Below are 16,420 nucleotides of genomic sequence, written 5' to 3' on the forward strand. Positions count from 1 at the left end.
AGAATCTTTTCTTTAATGGAACGTGAGATTCTTCTCTATAGATCAGAATGACAGAATTAAAAAATTCTAATAAATTCATAAAAAGAAACTTTACAGAACTCACATTCTTAAATCTCTTTTAATTCATCCGAATGAACCCAACCAATTTTACCATCGGCTATTTTTATTTTTTTCCAATTATCAAGTTCATCTAATACAATAACTTTTGTCCCTTCGTGTAACTCAAAAACCTCATCACTATTTGTTGATGGCGCGTTTTTAATTTCGGCTTTTGCAGCAAATATAATTGCTGTTCTATTTTTTTGAACTGTTTTGAAATTATTAAAAGCAAAAAACACACTTATTGCCAATACAAAAACAGAAAATATGGTTGCATTAAACAAGAACAGCTTCCTTTTTGTTGAAGAAGAAAAATGATACATCAAGAATAATAGTGAAGCTAAAAATGAAGCAATAACTGCTATTATAGCCCAAGTGTCAAATGGTAATTTTTGAATTACAGATGCAGAAAAACGTTGAAAAAATGTTTTTGGCAGTTCTTCAATTACATCAATTGTCATTCTTTTTGCAAAAGCCAAATTAGACTTAGCGTCAGCGTAATTTGGATTTAATTTTAACGTTTTTTCGTAGTAATAAATTGCCGGAGCAACTTTATTCATTTTATAATAGCAATTTGCAATATTAAAATACAAATCATCAGACTCCAACCCTTGTTCTTCAATTGCTAAATAAACCCCTACGGCTCTAGTATAATTTCCTTCTTTATAAAACGTATTACCTTCTGCAAATAACTTATTTGCTTCTTGTGGGTAAGCAACCAAGCTTAAAAGCAACACTATAATGCTAACTAACTTTTTCATTTTATAATTGCTTATCAATATTAGTAATTACTTCTTTTGCCTTTTCAAATTCTTGCTCCATCATCACATTTGTAGTTGGTGTATAACGAGCAAAATCACAATCGTTTAAAACATCTACAAACTGTTTAATTGTATCCAAATCAACATTTTTATTTTGCAATATTTCTGAAATTCTCTCTTTTGAAATATCTGAAGTTTCTACTTGAAGTTTTGCTTTTAAAAAGTTATGAAGTGCTTTTTCCAATGCAACATAAAATGCTTCATGGTTACCTAATTGCTTTTTCGCTTCTGATAAATATTTCTTTGCAAGCCTATCTGCTTTTCTAATTTTGTTTCCAAATACGTCACCTGCACGCTGTGCTCGTTTTTTACCAATTAATATTCCAATTGGAATTGCCAAAAACGGTAAAAATAGCAATAGATAAAATAAGTTAGAATTTAAAAACTCAGATTTTATTTTTGGTTCGAATTCAGATTTTAAAGCTATAAATCTAAAATTATTGTCATTAGCTACAACATTTTGCTTAATTATGTTATTCTCAGTACTTGAAACAGAAGACGGCAGTTCTTTACCTTCAGTTACATTAACAATAATTGCATCAGCTTTTATTGTTTTGTATTTTTTTTCTTTGGTGTTAAAATAAGAAAATGTTACTTCCGGGATTTTATATTTCCCTTTAAATTGAGGAACTACAGTATAAGTATCAGAAACACTTCCTCTTAATCCATTTAAAGATGTAGAAACTTTCTCTTTATGTTCTGGAGTATAAACTTCCAATTCTGCAGGAGTTGTAATTTTTGGTATCTCAAATAATTTTAAGTTCCCTCTACCCGAAACTTCAACTTTAATTTGAGCGGCATCATTCGCTTTTAATACATTTTTATTAGCTGCAACTTTAAACTCAAACTCTCCAACTGCTCCAGTAAAGTCAATTGGTTTCCCCAGTTCAGGTAAAGATTTAACTCTAACTGTTTTTATTGCTGATTGTGCAGAATAATTGATATTCTTGGTAATCATATTTCCAAAAAAGTCACCTTTCCCTGTTGGAATTCCAACAGAAAAATCCATTTTCATTGGTTCTATCTTTAGGTTACCGTTTCTTTGAGGAATTAAAACAGCTCTTTTTAAAATAATATATCTATAATCTTCCCCGTTGTACTTTCCTTTTTTAACATTAATATCCTTTACTTCAATGTCTTGGTTCCAAAAACCATTGTATTGAGGTGATTCACTCACTCGCCAATCATTAACACTAATATTTTCACTTACATACAATTTATAAACAACATAAATTCCTTCGCCAACATAGGGGTTTAAATTAGAAACCTCAGCAACTAAATGAATATTTTGTTGCGCAACATATTCGGGATTATTTGGGTCTTTTGGTATCTCAACTGCCTTTGTAACAGTTATTTTAACTGAATTAGATTTAATAATTTGCTTATTATATTCAATTGATGCAGGCGCAAGAATTAAGTCTCCTTCTGTTTTAGGCTCTAAAATATAAATATATGATTGCGAATAACTGGCTTTTCCATTTATCCACGATTGATTTACAGATGAACTTGGACCACCAACAACTTTAAAATTAGAAAATGGAGGTGCTTTAAAATTATCTGCGCCTTGTTTATTAACTGTAAACTCAACTCTAAAACGCTGGTTTACACCTAATTTGTTTTTACTCACAGAAGTTTTAAACTCAATTTGAGCAAAAAATAATTGTGATGTAAATAATAAAAGAGTTAATATGTAAAACTTCAATAATTTCATGTGTCTATATTATCTGTTTTAAACGGTCACATGCGGTTCGCTGTTTTCATTTACTTGTGCGATAAGCTTTTTAGCATGCTCGTTTCATTTTAACTACCAGTCTTTTTCTTGTTTAACTTTTTTGCCTTTGGCTTCTTGAGCATTTAATTTCTTTTGAGTTTTGTTTTCCTCATTATTCATAGCCTCTAACAACTGTTTCATTTGCTCAGGAGACAATTGGTTTGGTCTAGGTTTTTGATCCTGTTTTTTCTCTTCATCTTTCTTATCGTCATCCTTTTTTGGATCTCCTTTATCATCTTGCTTGTCTTCTCCTTTATCTTTTTCGTCGTTTTTATCTTCTTTCTTTTCGTCGTCTCCTCCTTCTTTGTCTTTTTGATCTTTATTTTTATCGTCCTTCTTATCGTCCTTGTTGTCCTTATTATCTTTATTGTCTTTGTTATCTTTATTTTGTTGGTCCTTTAATAACTCCTGAGCCATTGCCAAATTATAACGAGTTTCATCGTCTTTTGAATTATTTCTCATGGAGTTTTTATAAGCCGCAACCGCCTTATCATATTGCTTTTCTTTCATAAAAGCATTTCCCATATTATGATAAGTTTCTGCTTTACTCATCTTAGTTGGAGCTGTTTTTTCAACCAATTCAAATTGAGAAACCGCTTCTTTATTTCTGTTTTGCTGATAAATTGTATTCCCTAAATTATACGATGCTTTTGGATAATTTGGATTTTTTGACAATGCTTTCTTATAGGCAACTTCAGCATCCTCAAATTTTAATTGATTATACAATTTATTTCCTTCTCTAACATCTTCTCTTGCTTCACGTTCTAATTGCTCCAGATTTTTTTCCTGAGAAAAAATTAGACCTGTAAAACACATAAATAATATGACTAATCTATTTTTCATTCTTTTCAGTTTGATTAAATAAATTTAACTTTTGAATCCATTTTGTTTTCTTTTCAAGCAATAATACATCTATTATTAAAAACAATAGGCCTAAACCAACAAACCATTGAAATTGATCTTTATAATCAGAGAATTTCTTTGTTTCAAATTCACTTTTTTCAGCTTTTAATAATATATCTTCAATAATATCAATTGTTTCCTGAGTTCTATTTCCATTTATATATTTCCCATTCCCTTCATTTGCAATATCTCTTAAAACCTTTTCTACCATTTTGGTGATAACAACTTCTCCTTTATTATCTTTTTTATAGCTAATAACAGCTCCATTATTTCTAATTGGAATGGGACCTCCTTTTTCTGACCCAACCCCAACAGTATAAATTTTTATTCCTTCTTTTGTTGCTTCTTGTGCTAGTGAGACTGTATTTTCTTCGTGATCTTCACCATCTGAAACAATAAACAAAAATCTGTTGGTTTGCTCATCATTGTCATAATAGGTCATTGCTCTTTCAATAGCTTCATTTATTGCTGTTCCCTGACTTGAAACCATATCTGGATTTGCGTTTTGCAAAAACATTTTAGCTGCTGCGTGGTCAGTTGTAATTGGAAGCAAAGGATATGAATTTCCAGCATAAATAATGATTCCAACTCTATCACTTCCCAATTTTTCAATAACTCTTGTTATTATCTGTTTCGCTTTTTCCAAACGACTTGGAGCAATATCTTCCGCTAACATACTTTTAGAAACATCTAAAGCAAATACAATATCAACACCTTCTCGTTTTACAGTTTCTAATTTGGTACCCATTTTTGGATTTGTTAAAGAAATCATTAAAAAAGCGAGCCCTAAGCATATTGCCAAAATTTTTAAAAACGATTTAAAAGTAGATCTCTCTGGGCTTAATTTATCGATTAACCCCGTATCTGCAAATTGTTTCTGTTTTCTTTTTTTCCACCAAAACACCAACAAAAACAGCACAAATATTACTGGAATAATTGCTAAGTAAATAAAATATGTTGGTTCTTCTATTTGATACATAAGCCCCTTTTAATTCCCCAAAGGGGAAATTTAATTTGTTTTAGTTTTAACTATTCTTCTATTTCTCAATTCTTTTGTCATTCCTGCCTTTGTAGGAATGACACTTTTCTTTTAAATAAAACTTTTAAATATTGTGTGCTTTAACAACATTTCAATTAAAATTAATAACCCCGCTAATAGGACCAATAATCTAAATTTCTCTTGATAATTATAATATTTAAATTCTTCTATTTCAGTTTTTTCTAACTTATTAATCTCATCATAAATAGCTTTCAATTTAGAGTTGTCTGTTGCTCTAAAATACGTTCCTCCTGTTTCTTTTGCGATATATTGAAGTAATTCCTCATCAATTTCAACTGGTGAACTTCTAAATAGTAATTTCCCTGTTTTTGGGTCCTTTGCATACGGAAATGATGCTGTACCATTTGTACCTAATCCAATAGTGTATACCTTTACTCCCAACCCAACAGCTAATTCCGTTGCCGTTTTAGGATCTACAAAACCTGTGTTATTTACACCATCTGTCAATAAAATGATTACCTTACTTTTTGCTTTACTTTCCTTTAATCTGTTAACTGCCGAACCTAATCCCATACCAATGGCCGTCCCTCCATCCAATTCTCCCCATTTAATTTCGGAAATGGTATTTCTAATTATACGCTTATCACTTGTTATAGGTGTTCTGGTAAAACTTTCACCTGCATAAACAACAATTCCTATTCTATCATTTGGACGCTGATTTACAAACTCTGTAGCTACCTTTTTTAAAGCCTCTAAACGGTTTGGTTTTAAATCACGCGCCAACATACTTGCAGAAACATCAATTGCCATTACAATATCAATTCCTTTATTTGTTTTGGTACGTTTGCTTACAGAAACATTTCTTGGTCTGGCTAAAGCAATAATTAACAACGTTAGTGCCAACAACCTCAAAATATTTAGTAAAGGCTTTAATTTAGCTAAAATAGAAGGTTTAACTTCAAATCCTTTTGTACTGGCAATAGTTAATGTTGCACTGTCTTTTTTGCGCACCAAATAAAGCCAAATAGCCAGTAATGGTATTAAAACTAATAACCATAAAAACTGTGGATGTAAAAATTCAAAATTTTGAAACATGTTTATGGTTTTAATGATACTGATTTTATAATTCTATTAACAACACTTTCAGCTGAATCATCACTCCATAAAGAAGAAACATAAACTTGTCTCATCCCCTTTTTATCAGCAAAAAATAACATTGTTAATTTATAATCTTCCTTTAGTTGGGTTGATTCGTTTGTTCTTTTATATTCAATACTTGCTTTTTTACCTTTTACGCCGTTAATTTTAATATTCTCTTTTTTAATATTTGTAAATCGTGTATTCATTTGAGATTCCATTCCGTTTAAAGCCCCATTAAGGCCTGTATCCAAATCCATCCCATCTAGTTCTGTAATAAAATTAGTAGTTGAAACGGCTATGTAAAAATTACTTATTGGACTACCATAAGTATAAATAGAAAAATCACCAACTGTTGATACACCATTTTCAGGAAGTTGAACTGATTGTACTGTTAATATTTCAGGAGTTTCTATGGTAATTTCTGGAAAACCGTAAGTGGCTTTGTACCACTGCTCTTCCATCATTTCAGTAGTTGTTTTTCCTAAAACATTATTTTTAATAAATTGATATCCAAAATAGCCCATTAAGCTTAATCCAATAACAATTAATGCTAAAATAATCACTAATTTTTTCTTGAAATAATTATTCCTTTTTACAGGTTTCTCAATAAAAATAGCCTCTTCAATTACTTTTTCACCAATTTTTTCTTCTCTTTTATGAACAGCATCTTGCGTATTTTTCAAAATTTCTTCAACAATATTTCTGTCACTTCTTATTTCTTCAATAATAGGTTTAGATTTTGCGAATTTTACCAAATCGGCACTTTGCAACACATGTTTTAATTGCTTAATTGTTTCTTTTGAAATTCCTAAATTACTTGATTCATTAAAATCTATAATTGTTTCAACTAACTCATTAGTAGTAGATTCTAACGCTGGAATTTTAATATCTTTTTCAATATAGGTTCTTACAATATCTGTTAGTTCAGAATAATAAATTTTAATTTTATTTTGTTGTAATAACTGTTTTTCATCTAATTCCTTTAGACGTTGCATTGCCTCCTGTATTGGTGCAACATAAACTTTTACAACTTCTTTTTCTTTTTTCTTTCTAAAAATAAAATACAGTAGAATTGCGAATAAAATTAAAATTGGAATTGCCCACCACCATAAATGTTTATAATCCTCAAAAGTTTTAGGCTCTCTTTGGATTGATTTTATTTCAAACATTTTTTGTTGAGTAGTATCAACTTTAACTGTTGAAACATTCACTAACAAAGAATCCGTTAAAAACAATTTATTATTAATACGTACTTGTTGCTGTGGAATTATATACTGACCACTATCAAAACTGGTTAGTAGATATCTTTTTTCAAGTATATTTTTTAATGTATCAATTGGTAATGCTTCCACAACCTCAACTTTTCCTAAACTGTCTAATTTTAACTCAGGAAAAATTACATTGGTAGTTTCTTTTACAGAAATTTTATACTGTATTTGCTCTCCAATTCTAATGTTTGTAGTATCAGTAGCAATAGAAACTTTGCCTTCCTGTGCAAAACCTATTAAACCAATAAAAAATAATATATAAACTAACTGTTTTTTCATTTTAAATCTCACTTTCTATCTTGCTCCTTTATGTTTAAAATAACCTAATAATTTTTTTACATAACTTTCATCAATGCGAGAACTTATTGTTCCTGCACCACTATGTGTAAATGATTTTTCAAAATAATCAACAGATTCTTTATAATGTGCTTCGTATCCTGTTCTTACTCTTTTAGAAGCTGTATTTACCAACATTGTTTTACCAGTTTCAGCATCTAACATTGGTACCATTCCTAAATTTGGAATTGAAACATCATGTTTGTCAAAAACTCTAATTCCGGTTACATCATGTTTTCTTCCAACTATTTTTAAAGTGTGTTCATAATGCGTATCCATAAAATCTGAAAGCACAAAAACAATAGCTTTTTTCTTCATTACACTTGATAAAAATTTTAAAGCCTCATTAATACTTGTTTTGGTACTTTTTGGTTTAAATTCTATCAATTCTCTAATAATTCTAAGCACATGACTTTTCCCTTTTTTTGGAGGAATAAACAATTCCATTTCATCAGAAAACAATAATAAACCAACTTTATCATTATTTTGAATTGCTGAAAATGCTAATGTTGCCGCTATCTCTGTAATGGTATCTCTTTTAAATTGTTGTGTTGTTCCAAAAAATTCTGAACCACTAATATCTACCATTAACATCATTGTTAATTCACGTTCTTCTTCAAAAACCTTTATATAAGGTTCATTATAACGTGCGGTAACATTCCAATCAATTGCTCTTACGTCATCCCCATATTGGTATTGTCTTACTTCAGAAAAAGTCATACCTCGTCCTTTAAACGAACTATGATATTCGCCAGAAAATATATGATCAGACAAACGACGTGTCTTAATCTCTATTTTACGAACTTTTTTAAGTATTTCTTTGGTATCCATTCTTTTTAAGCTTTTGGCTATTGGCTAATTGCTATTAGCTAAAGGCTTTTAAGGTACTTCTATTATATTCACAATTTGATTGATGATATCTTCTGAAGTGACATTTTCTGCTTCAGCTTCATAGGTAATTCCAATTCTGTGACGCAATACATCGTGCACTACAGCGCGAACATCTTCTGGAATAACATAACCTCTTCGTTTAATAAAAGCATAACATTTTGCAGCCATTGCCAAGTTGATACTTCCACGTGGTGAAGCTCCAAAACTTATTAATCCTTTTAAATCTGGTAAGCTGTATTTTTCTGGAAAACGTGTTGCAAAAATAATATCAAGTATATATTTTTCAATTTTTTCATCCATATATACTTCTTTCACTGCTTCTCTTGCTCTAATAATTTGCTCTAAAGATGCAACTGCATTTACAGTTCCAAAAGTTCCTTGTAAATTATGACGCATAATTAATTGTTCCTCGTCTAATTTTGGGTAGTGAATAACAGTTTTAAGCATAAAACGGTCGACTTGGGCTTCTGGTAATGGATATGTTCCTTCTTGCTCAATTGGATTTTGAGTTGCCATTACTAAAAACGGCACATCTAATTTAAAAGTAGTATCTCCAATTGTTATTTGGCGTTCCTGCATTGCTTCTAATAAAGCCGATTGTACTTTTGCCGGTGCACGATTAATCTCATCTGCCAATACAAAGTTTGCGAAAATTGGTCCTTTTTTAATGGTAAAATCATTGTCTTTTACACTATAAATCATGGTACCAATAACATCGGCTGGAAGTAAATCTGGAGTAAATTGAATTCTACTAAAATCTCCATGGACAGCTTTTGCCAATGTATTAATTGCTAATGTTTTTGCCAAACCAGGAACACCTTCAAGTAAAATATGTCCATTTCCTAATAAACCTATAAGTAATCGTTCAATCATGTGCTTTTGACCAACAATTACTTTGTTCATCTCCATCATCAATAAATCTACAAATGCACTTTCTTTCTCAATCTTTTCATTGATAGCTCTAATATCTACCGAAACGTTATTTTCTTCAATCATTTTTATAGTTTTTAACCGCGTGAATTTAACATGCTTTATTTCACAATGCAAATAGCAGAATTATTTTTTTAAATGTTGTTAAAAATTGGTTAAAAATACAGTGAAATATAAGGTTTAATAAGATTTTAACACTGTTTCAACACCATTAAAAACACCATAAGTAAAATGAGTTATCCAATCTCCAGTATTAATATATTTTGAATTTTTTGAAAGTTCAATTTCTAAAGGCAAGTGTCTATGCCCAAATATAAAGTAATCAAAATGTTTTTCAGTTAATTTTCTCTTGCAATAAATCACCAACCATTCATTTTCTTCCCCAAGAAATTTAACATCCTCATCTCCTGAAATCAATTTGTTTTTTACTGATAAATATTGTGCTAATTTAACTCCAATATCTGGGTGCAACCATCTATAAAGCCACTTAGAAAATGGGTTTGCAAATACCTTTTTCATACGCTTATACCCCTTATCTCCAGGGCCTAAACCATCTCCATGACCAATTAAAAATGTCTTATTATTAAACGTAAATTCTTTTGGATTGTGATAAATTGGAATGTTTAATTCTGTTTCAAAATAATCTTGCATCCAAAGGTCATGATTCCCAACAAAAAAATGGATTTGAATTCCACTATCCCTAAGTTCGGCCAGTTTCCCTAAAACCCTTACAAAGCCTTTTGGAACAACTTTTTTATACTCAAACCAAAAATCAAATAAATCACCAAGCAGAAAAATTACTTCAGCATCGTTTTTTATAGCATCCAACCAAGCAACAAATTTCTGTTCCCTAATTTTACTTTTTTCAACAGTAGGAGCTCCAAAATGTTGATCAGAAGCAAAATAAATATTTTTATTTGTTGTCAAAATTAATGTGAATTAAAACTGAAATATACATATAAGTTCCTATTAGATAAAAGGTTTAATTTTTACTATCTAATTCAATAACTTTTAAAATCATATTATCTTTCTTTTGAGTAATCATAAAATAACCTGTTTGATCAAATAAATCACGTGCAAAAAAGGCTTTAAAATATCTTTCTAAATCTTCTCTTGAATTTGGTCCTAAAGGAATATTTAAATCTAATTCTTCTAAGTACTGATTAAATATTTTATCATCTTTATCAAAATTATCAACAAAATCCTCTAATTTCCATTTATTTAATTCTTCCCTGTGAGTATCTACATATTTAAAAACAAAACTATTTAACCCTCTATAAAGACGATTATTATAAGTACGAGTTGTATCTAATGGAACAAATACGTCTGGAATTATTCCTCCACCACCATATACTGTTTTCCCCTTAGGCGTGGTGTATTTTAAGGAATCAATAACTTTAATACTATCCTTTGAAATAAGCTCCCCACTATGTATCCTGTTTAAATAATCATTTCCGTATTTCTTATTTCCATTGTGATTATATGGTTTTTGAATAGATCTTCCAGTTGGAGTATAATATCTTGATGTTGTTAATCTAACTGCTGAACCATCTCCTAAATCCATTTCCTGCTGAACAAGTCCTTTACCAAAAGAACGACGTCCAACAATAGTTCCTTTATCATTATCTTGTAACGCTCCAGCAACAATTTCACTTGCTGAGGCTGAATTTTGATCAATCAAAACAAATACTTTTCCTTCTTCAAAATCACCTTCATCAGTTGCAAAAGATTTATCTACTTCACCATTTTTATTTTTAGTGAAAACAATCAATTTTCCATCCTCTAGAAATTCATCAATAATATCATTAGCAATATCCATAAAACCTCCTGGATTCCCTCTTAAATCTAATACTAAGGAAGTCATTCCTTTATATTTTAATTCATTAAGTGCTAACTTAAATTCCAGATACGTTGTTCTTGCAAAACGGTCTATATTTATGTAACCTAACGTTCTATTAATCATATAATAACCTGGTACACTCTTAATTGGAACCTCATCTCTATCGATTGGAATTTCAATAATTTCATCTGTAGATCGTCTATAAACTGAAACCAACACATTTGTTTCTGCCTCCCCTTTTAGAGATTTCATAACTGCATCAGAAATTTTTCTATTTCCTAAAATTGTTCCTTTCTCAATCTCTTTAACACCTGCTTTTCTTTCAATACTTTCACCAAACAAAGTATCATTATCGGCAATAATAATTCTATCTCCTGCTTTTATTCCAGCCTTATAACTTGGCCCCCCTTTTATAACACCTGTTATTGCTACCGAATCTTCATGCATTAAAAAAGAAACTCCTATACCAACAAATTTTCCTTGCATATTTTCGGTTACCTGTTTTAAATCTTCCTTTGGAATATAAACAGAATGCGGATCCAATTTTATCAACATATTTGTAATTGCGTCATCTAACAAACTATCAGTATTTACTTTATCTACATAATCATACTGTATATAATTTATTAAACGTTTTATTTTAGCTTCATTCGTATTTGAACTAAATAAAACAGCTTTGTTTTTAAAGTTAAATGAACTACCAATTAGTATTCCAACAGCCACTGCCAAACCAATAAATAGTGGCAAATTTGCTTTTCCTTTTATCATTTTAAATCATTAAGATATGTTAATTCAACCCCAGCTTTTTCCAAAAACTCTAAACCAGAAGTATCTTTATATTGATTGGCATAAACAACACGTTTTATACCTGATTGATGTATTAATTTACTGCATTCTTTACAAGGTGATAATGTAATATATAACGTAGAATTTTTACAAGATTGTGTTGAACTTGCAACTTTTAATATTGCATTGGCTTCAGCGTGTAAAACATACCATTTTGTATCTCCTAATTCTTCACAACAATTTTCAAATCCTGTTGGAGTTCCATTAAACCCATCAGAAATTATCATTCTACCCTTTACAATTAATGCACCAACTTGTTTGCGTTCACAATACGATAATTTAGCCCATTCTAAGGCCATTCTCATATAGGCCTGATCGTATTTTAATTGTTTTTTATTCATTTATTATGATAATTACGAAAGTAAAAAGATTCTCAATACTCTTAAGTTAAAATTTTACCAAAAAATAGCAGATTTTAATATTGGTAAAACTACGCCAATAACAATAGACGATATAATAATAACCCAATCGCGTTTGGAAAATCTGAAAATAGTTTGAAAAATAAAGCCTAAAATTAATATAATTAGTACAATTATTATCTGAGCTAATTCAACTCCTAATGCAAATTCTAATAGCGGCAATAATTTATTTGTTGAATTGCCAATTAAAATTTTAAAATAACTAGAAAATCCAAGTCCGTGAATTAGACCAAAAAAAAGTGCAAAAATTAAATTTGTATTCGTTTTTAATTGTTTTGTACTTTTACGAACATATAAAATATTAAATAGTGCAGTTATAATAATTGTAACAGGAATTAAAAATTCAATCCATTTAGTATCAACCGAAACTATTTTATAGGCTGCTAATATTAATGAAAGTGTGTGCCCTAAAGTAAAAAGTGAAATCAGCCATATTACTTTTTTCCAATTTCCAAAATCGTAAACAACTGCTAATGCGATTAAAAATAAGATATGGTCGTATGCATTCCAATCCAACACATGAAATAAACCTTCTCTACCAAAAAATATAAAATTGTCCATTAATACCTACTATTTAAGAACTCAAATATAAAAAACTTTACCCTCAAATTATTGCTTAAACCAATTATTTACAAGGGATTTTTCAATAGCATTTGCTGTTTTGTGAATAAATTCATTTTTTATTGCATTGTAATCGTAATCTTTTCCCCACTCTTTCCAATTTTCAGCCACTTGTCTTATGCTTTCACAAACAAATAAAACTTCTTTATTAGTCATTGTTGGATGAATAGACATTCGCACCCATCCAGGACGCTCTGTTAAACAACCTTCAATAATTTGTTTTTCAATATTTTTTGAAGTATGCTGATCAACATGTAATAAAAAGTGGCCGTAAGTACCTGCGCACGAACAACCTCCACGAGTTTGAACTCCAAAACGATCATTTAATAATTTAACAATTAAATTAAAATGCACCTCTTTAATATAAAAAGAAAAAACCCCTAACCTATCTGTATGTTGAGGAGCTAAAATTTTAAGATTTGAAATTTTTGAAAGCTCCTTAAAAACTATGTTATTTATTTCATGTTCACGTGCCAGTATATTTCCAACACCCATTTGTTCTTTAAGCTGAATTGATAAAGCAATTCTAATGGTTTGCAAAAACCCAGGTGTACCACCATCTTCTCTGGTTTCAATATCATCTATATAATCGTGATCTCCCCAAGGGTTTGTATAATTAACAGTACCACCTCCCGGATTGTCAGGAACTATATTTTTATATAGTTTTTTATTGAAAATTAGCACACCAGATGTTCCTGGACCACCTAAAAACTTATGTGGTGAAAAGAAAATTGCATCTAGATAACTTTCTTCATCTTTTGGATGCATATCAATGTGTACATAAGGTGCAGAACAAGCAAAATCAACAAAACAAAGCCCACCATATTGGTGAATCATTTTTGAAATTTTATGATAATCCGTTCTAATTCCTGTCACATTTGAACATGACGTTATAGAAGCTATTTTAATGGGTCTGTCTTTATATTGAATTAATAACTTTTCAAAACTTTCAAAGCAAATAAGACCTGATTCCTCACAAGGAATTATTTCAACATTGGCAATAGTTTCTAACCAGGAAGTTTGATTAGAATGATGCTCCATATGCGAAATAAAAACAATAGGTTTTAGTTCATCTGGAATATTTGTATGTTCTTTTAAATTTTCAGCAACCTTTAACCCTAAAATACGTTGCAGCTTATTTACAACACCGGTCATTCCTGTACCAGATGTAATTAAAACATCATCTTTGGTTGCATTTACGTGGTTTTTAATAATATTTCTGGCTTTATGATATGCCATAGTCATTGCAGAGCCCGTTATTGAAGTTTCGGTATGGGTATTGGCCACAAAAGGACCAAATTCATTCACAATTTTATCTTCAATAGGCCTATATAATCGTCCGCTTGCTGTCCAATCAGTATAAATAATTTCTTTTTCTCCATATGGAGATTGAAAGGTTTGATTCACCCCAACAATATGTTTTCTAAATTGCTGAAAATAGGTTTCCAAGTCTGTAGAATTATTTACTGAATTCATTAAAATACTTTTGATTTAATTAAAATTTGCTATTCCTTTTTTCAACCAATTATAATATTCATCAACGTCTGGAGTATACGCTACCGGATCGATTAAGTTATCTTCATTATGATCCATTAGCACATAAAATGGTTGTGCATTTGCACCATATTTAATCGTTTGAAATTCACTCCATTTCTGGCCAATATATTTCAGTTTTTTACCAGGACGAAGTTTTGAATCCATCTCTTCTCCAGGCTTTAATTTCCTTTTATCATCAACATACAAAGAAATTAAAACCACATCATTTTTAAGAATTGGCAAAATTTTGTCTTTAGCCCAAACATTTTGTTCCATTTTTCTACAATTTACACAAGCGTGACCTGTAAAATCAATCATTACAGGTTTATTTACTTTTTTGGCATATGCCAAACCTAAATCATAATCATTAAAAGCTAAAATATTATGTGGAGCCATCAAATGCGCTCCCTCAGGAATATCATCATGATTTCCATTCGTACTTCCACCTAATTTTGAGAACCCAACTCCATAAGGAGATTCGCTATAATGTTGAGCTGGTGGGAAAGCACTAATTAAGTTCAATGGCGCTCCCCAAAGCCCTGGAATCATATAAATTGTAAAAGCTAAAGTAATTAAACCTAAACTTAATCTACCAACTGAAATATGAGTTAAAGGAGAATCATGTGGTAATTGTATTTTTCCAAATAAATAGAGTGCCAGTACTCCAAAAATCGCTATCCAAATAGATAAGAAAACCTCGCGTTCTAACCAATGTAATTGCAATACTAAATCGGCATTTGATAAGAATTTAAATGCAAGTGCCAATTCCAAAAACCCTAAAACTACTTTTACTGTATTTAACCAACCTCCCGATTTTGGTAGTGAATTTAACCAACCTGGAAATGCTGCAAACAACGCAAATGGAATAGCTAATGCTAATGAAAATCCAAGCATCCCAACAATTGGACCTATTTGATTTCCACCTGCAGCAGCTTCAACCAACAAAGTACCCACAATTGGACCCGTACAAGAAAATGAAACTATTGCTAAGGCTAATGCCATAAAAAATATTCCAATAATACCTCCTCTATCCGCTTGTTCGTCAACTTTTGTCCCCCAAGAACTTGGCAAAACAATTTCAAAAGCACCTAAAAATGAAACTGCAAAAATTATTAATAATAAAAAGAAAATAATATTAAACCACACATTTGTTGATAGAGCGTTTAAAGCATCTGCGCCAAAAATTGCACTCACCAATAATCCTAAAACTACATAAATTATAACAATAGAAAGCCCGTAAATTATGGCGTTTCTAATACCTGCAGCTTTACTTTTACTTTGTTTTGTAAAAAAACTAACTGTCATTGGTATCATTGGAAAAACACATGGCGTTAACAATGCTGCAAACCCAGATAAGAACGCTATTATAAATATTGTAAGTAAACTTTTATCTGAAGATTTATTACTTTTTTTTGAATTTTCAACTGAAGAAACTACAGAACTGGATTTATCCCCTTTAATTATAAATTCTAAATCAACTTCTGTTGGTGGTAAACAATTAGAATCATCACACACCATAAATTCCACAAAACCTTTAATGTTTATATTTTTGGCTGAATTTAATTTAATCCGTTGCTTAAAAGATGCATTGTGTTCAAAATATTTTATTTTCATTCCAAAAACAGGGTCATCTACTGTATGTCCTTCTTCTTCTGAAGCATCCCCAACTAACTCAAAATCATCTGTTTTTTCAAAAACAAAAGTTGTTGGTATTGGTCCATCTTCCGGAACACCCTGAGAATATAGATGCCAGTTTTCTTCAATAGCAGCATTTACTAATAACTCAAATTCTGTATCAGATATTTTTTTTACTGAAGTAGACCATTTTACAGGGTCATGAATTTGAGAGGTTATACTTAAACTTGTAATAAAAAGTGTAAGAAATAAAAGAATGTTTTTCATATTACAGGGATTTTCTTTTTATTTTAATTTTCAAAATTAAACAATAATTATCATTAAGTCGGAATCAACCCTTAATTCCCCTATTTCATTATGTTAA

14 protein-coding genes are annotated in these 16,420 nt (G+C 30.3%); all 14 read right to left on the reverse strand.

Annotation, left to right across the window (positions count from 1 at the left end):
• Nucleotides 1–107 precede the first annotated feature (107 nt).
• The 14 genes from CHB63_RS06410 to CHB63_RS06475 all read right to left on the reverse strand — a co-directional run bounded on the left by CHB63_RS06410 (nt 108) and on the right by CHB63_RS06475 (nt 16,323).
• Entirely contained in the window at nt 108–860 is a 753-nt protein-coding gene (locus CHB63_RS06410) for an SH3 domain-containing protein (RefSeq protein ID WP_089378110.1), read from the reverse strand.
• A 1-nt stretch (nt 861) separates the two neighbouring features.
• On the reverse strand, nt 862–2,631 hold the full coding sequence (locus tag CHB63_RS06415) for a BatD family protein (protein ID WP_089377637.1): 1,770 nt from the start codon (nt 2,629–2,631) through the stop codon (nt 862–864).
• A gap of 93 nt (nt 2,632–2,724) precedes the next feature.
• Nucleotides 2,725–3,534 carry a tetratricopeptide repeat protein gene (locus tag CHB63_RS06420; RefSeq protein WP_245856837.1) on the reverse strand — a complete coding sequence of 270 codons (810 nt, stop codon included), beginning with the start codon at nt 3,532–3,534 and terminating at the stop codon, nt 2,725–2,727.
• Nucleotides 3,524–4,573 (reverse strand): VWA domain-containing protein, encoded by a 1,050-nt coding sequence (locus CHB63_RS06425; protein WP_141107275.1) that lies wholly within the window; start codon nt 4,571–4,573, stop codon nt 3,524–3,526. Before CHB63_RS06425 ends, CHB63_RS06420 begins: the two co-directional genes overlap by 11 nt.
• A gap of 111 nt (nt 4,574–4,684) precedes the next feature.
• Complete coding sequence (locus CHB63_RS06430) at nt 4,685–5,689, reverse strand: vWA domain-containing protein (protein ID WP_089377639.1); 1,005 nt, start codon at nt 5,687–5,689, stop codon at nt 4,685–4,687.
• 2 nt (nt 5,690–5,691) lie between these two features.
• Nucleotides 5,692–7,281 (reverse strand): hypothetical protein, encoded by a 1,590-nt coding sequence (locus CHB63_RS06435; RefSeq protein WP_089377640.1) that lies wholly within the window; start codon nt 7,279–7,281, stop codon nt 5,692–5,694.
• Between the two features lie 15 nt (nt 7,282–7,296).
• Nucleotides 7,297–8,169: a DUF58 domain-containing protein gene (locus CHB63_RS06440; protein WP_089377641.1), complete on the reverse strand. Its 873-nt coding sequence runs from the start codon at nt 8,167–8,169 to the stop codon at nt 7,297–7,299.
• 48 nt (nt 8,170–8,217) lie between these two features.
• Nucleotides 8,218–9,225: an AAA family ATPase gene (locus CHB63_RS06445; protein WP_089377642.1), complete on the reverse strand. Its 1,008-nt coding sequence runs from the start codon at nt 9,223–9,225 to the stop codon at nt 8,218–8,220.
• Between the two features lie 114 nt (nt 9,226–9,339).
• Nucleotides 9,340–10,086: a UDP-2,3-diacylglucosamine diphosphatase gene (locus CHB63_RS06450; protein ID WP_176420283.1), complete on the reverse strand. Its 747-nt coding sequence runs from the start codon at nt 10,084–10,086 to the stop codon at nt 9,340–9,342.
• Nucleotides 10,087–10,141: 55 nt separating this feature from the next.
• Nucleotides 10,142–11,767, reverse strand: a complete 1,626-nt coding sequence (locus CHB63_RS06455; RefSeq protein ID WP_089377644.1) for a S41 family peptidase — start codon at nt 11,765–11,767, stop codon at nt 10,142–10,144.
• Nucleotides 11,764–12,186, reverse strand: a complete 423-nt coding sequence (locus tag CHB63_RS06460) for a deoxycytidylate deaminase (protein ID WP_089377645.1) — start codon at nt 12,184–12,186, stop codon at nt 11,764–11,766. Before CHB63_RS06460 ends, CHB63_RS06455 begins: the two co-directional genes overlap by 4 nt.
• A gap of 54 nt (nt 12,187–12,240) precedes the next feature.
• Nucleotides 12,241–12,825 (reverse strand): HupE/UreJ family protein, encoded by a 585-nt coding sequence (locus tag CHB63_RS06465; RefSeq protein ID WP_089377646.1) that lies wholly within the window; start codon nt 12,823–12,825, stop codon nt 12,241–12,243.
• A gap of 48 nt (nt 12,826–12,873) precedes the next feature.
• A complete protein-coding gene (locus CHB63_RS06470) occupies nt 12,874–14,361 on the reverse strand; it encodes an aminotransferase class V-fold PLP-dependent enzyme (protein WP_089377647.1) in 1,488 nt (495 codons plus the stop codon).
• Between the two features lie 15 nt (nt 14,362–14,376).
• Nucleotides 14,377–16,323, reverse strand: a complete 1,947-nt coding sequence (locus CHB63_RS06475; protein ID WP_089377648.1) for a protein-disulfide reductase DsbD family protein — start codon at nt 16,321–16,323, stop codon at nt 14,377–14,379.
• Nucleotides 16,324–16,420 lie beyond the last annotated feature (97 nt).

It is taken from the genome of Lutibacter flavus, assembly GCF_900188355.1.
Lineage (GTDB): Bacteria > Bacteroidota > Bacteroidia > Flavobacteriales > Flavobacteriaceae > Lutibacter > Lutibacter flavus.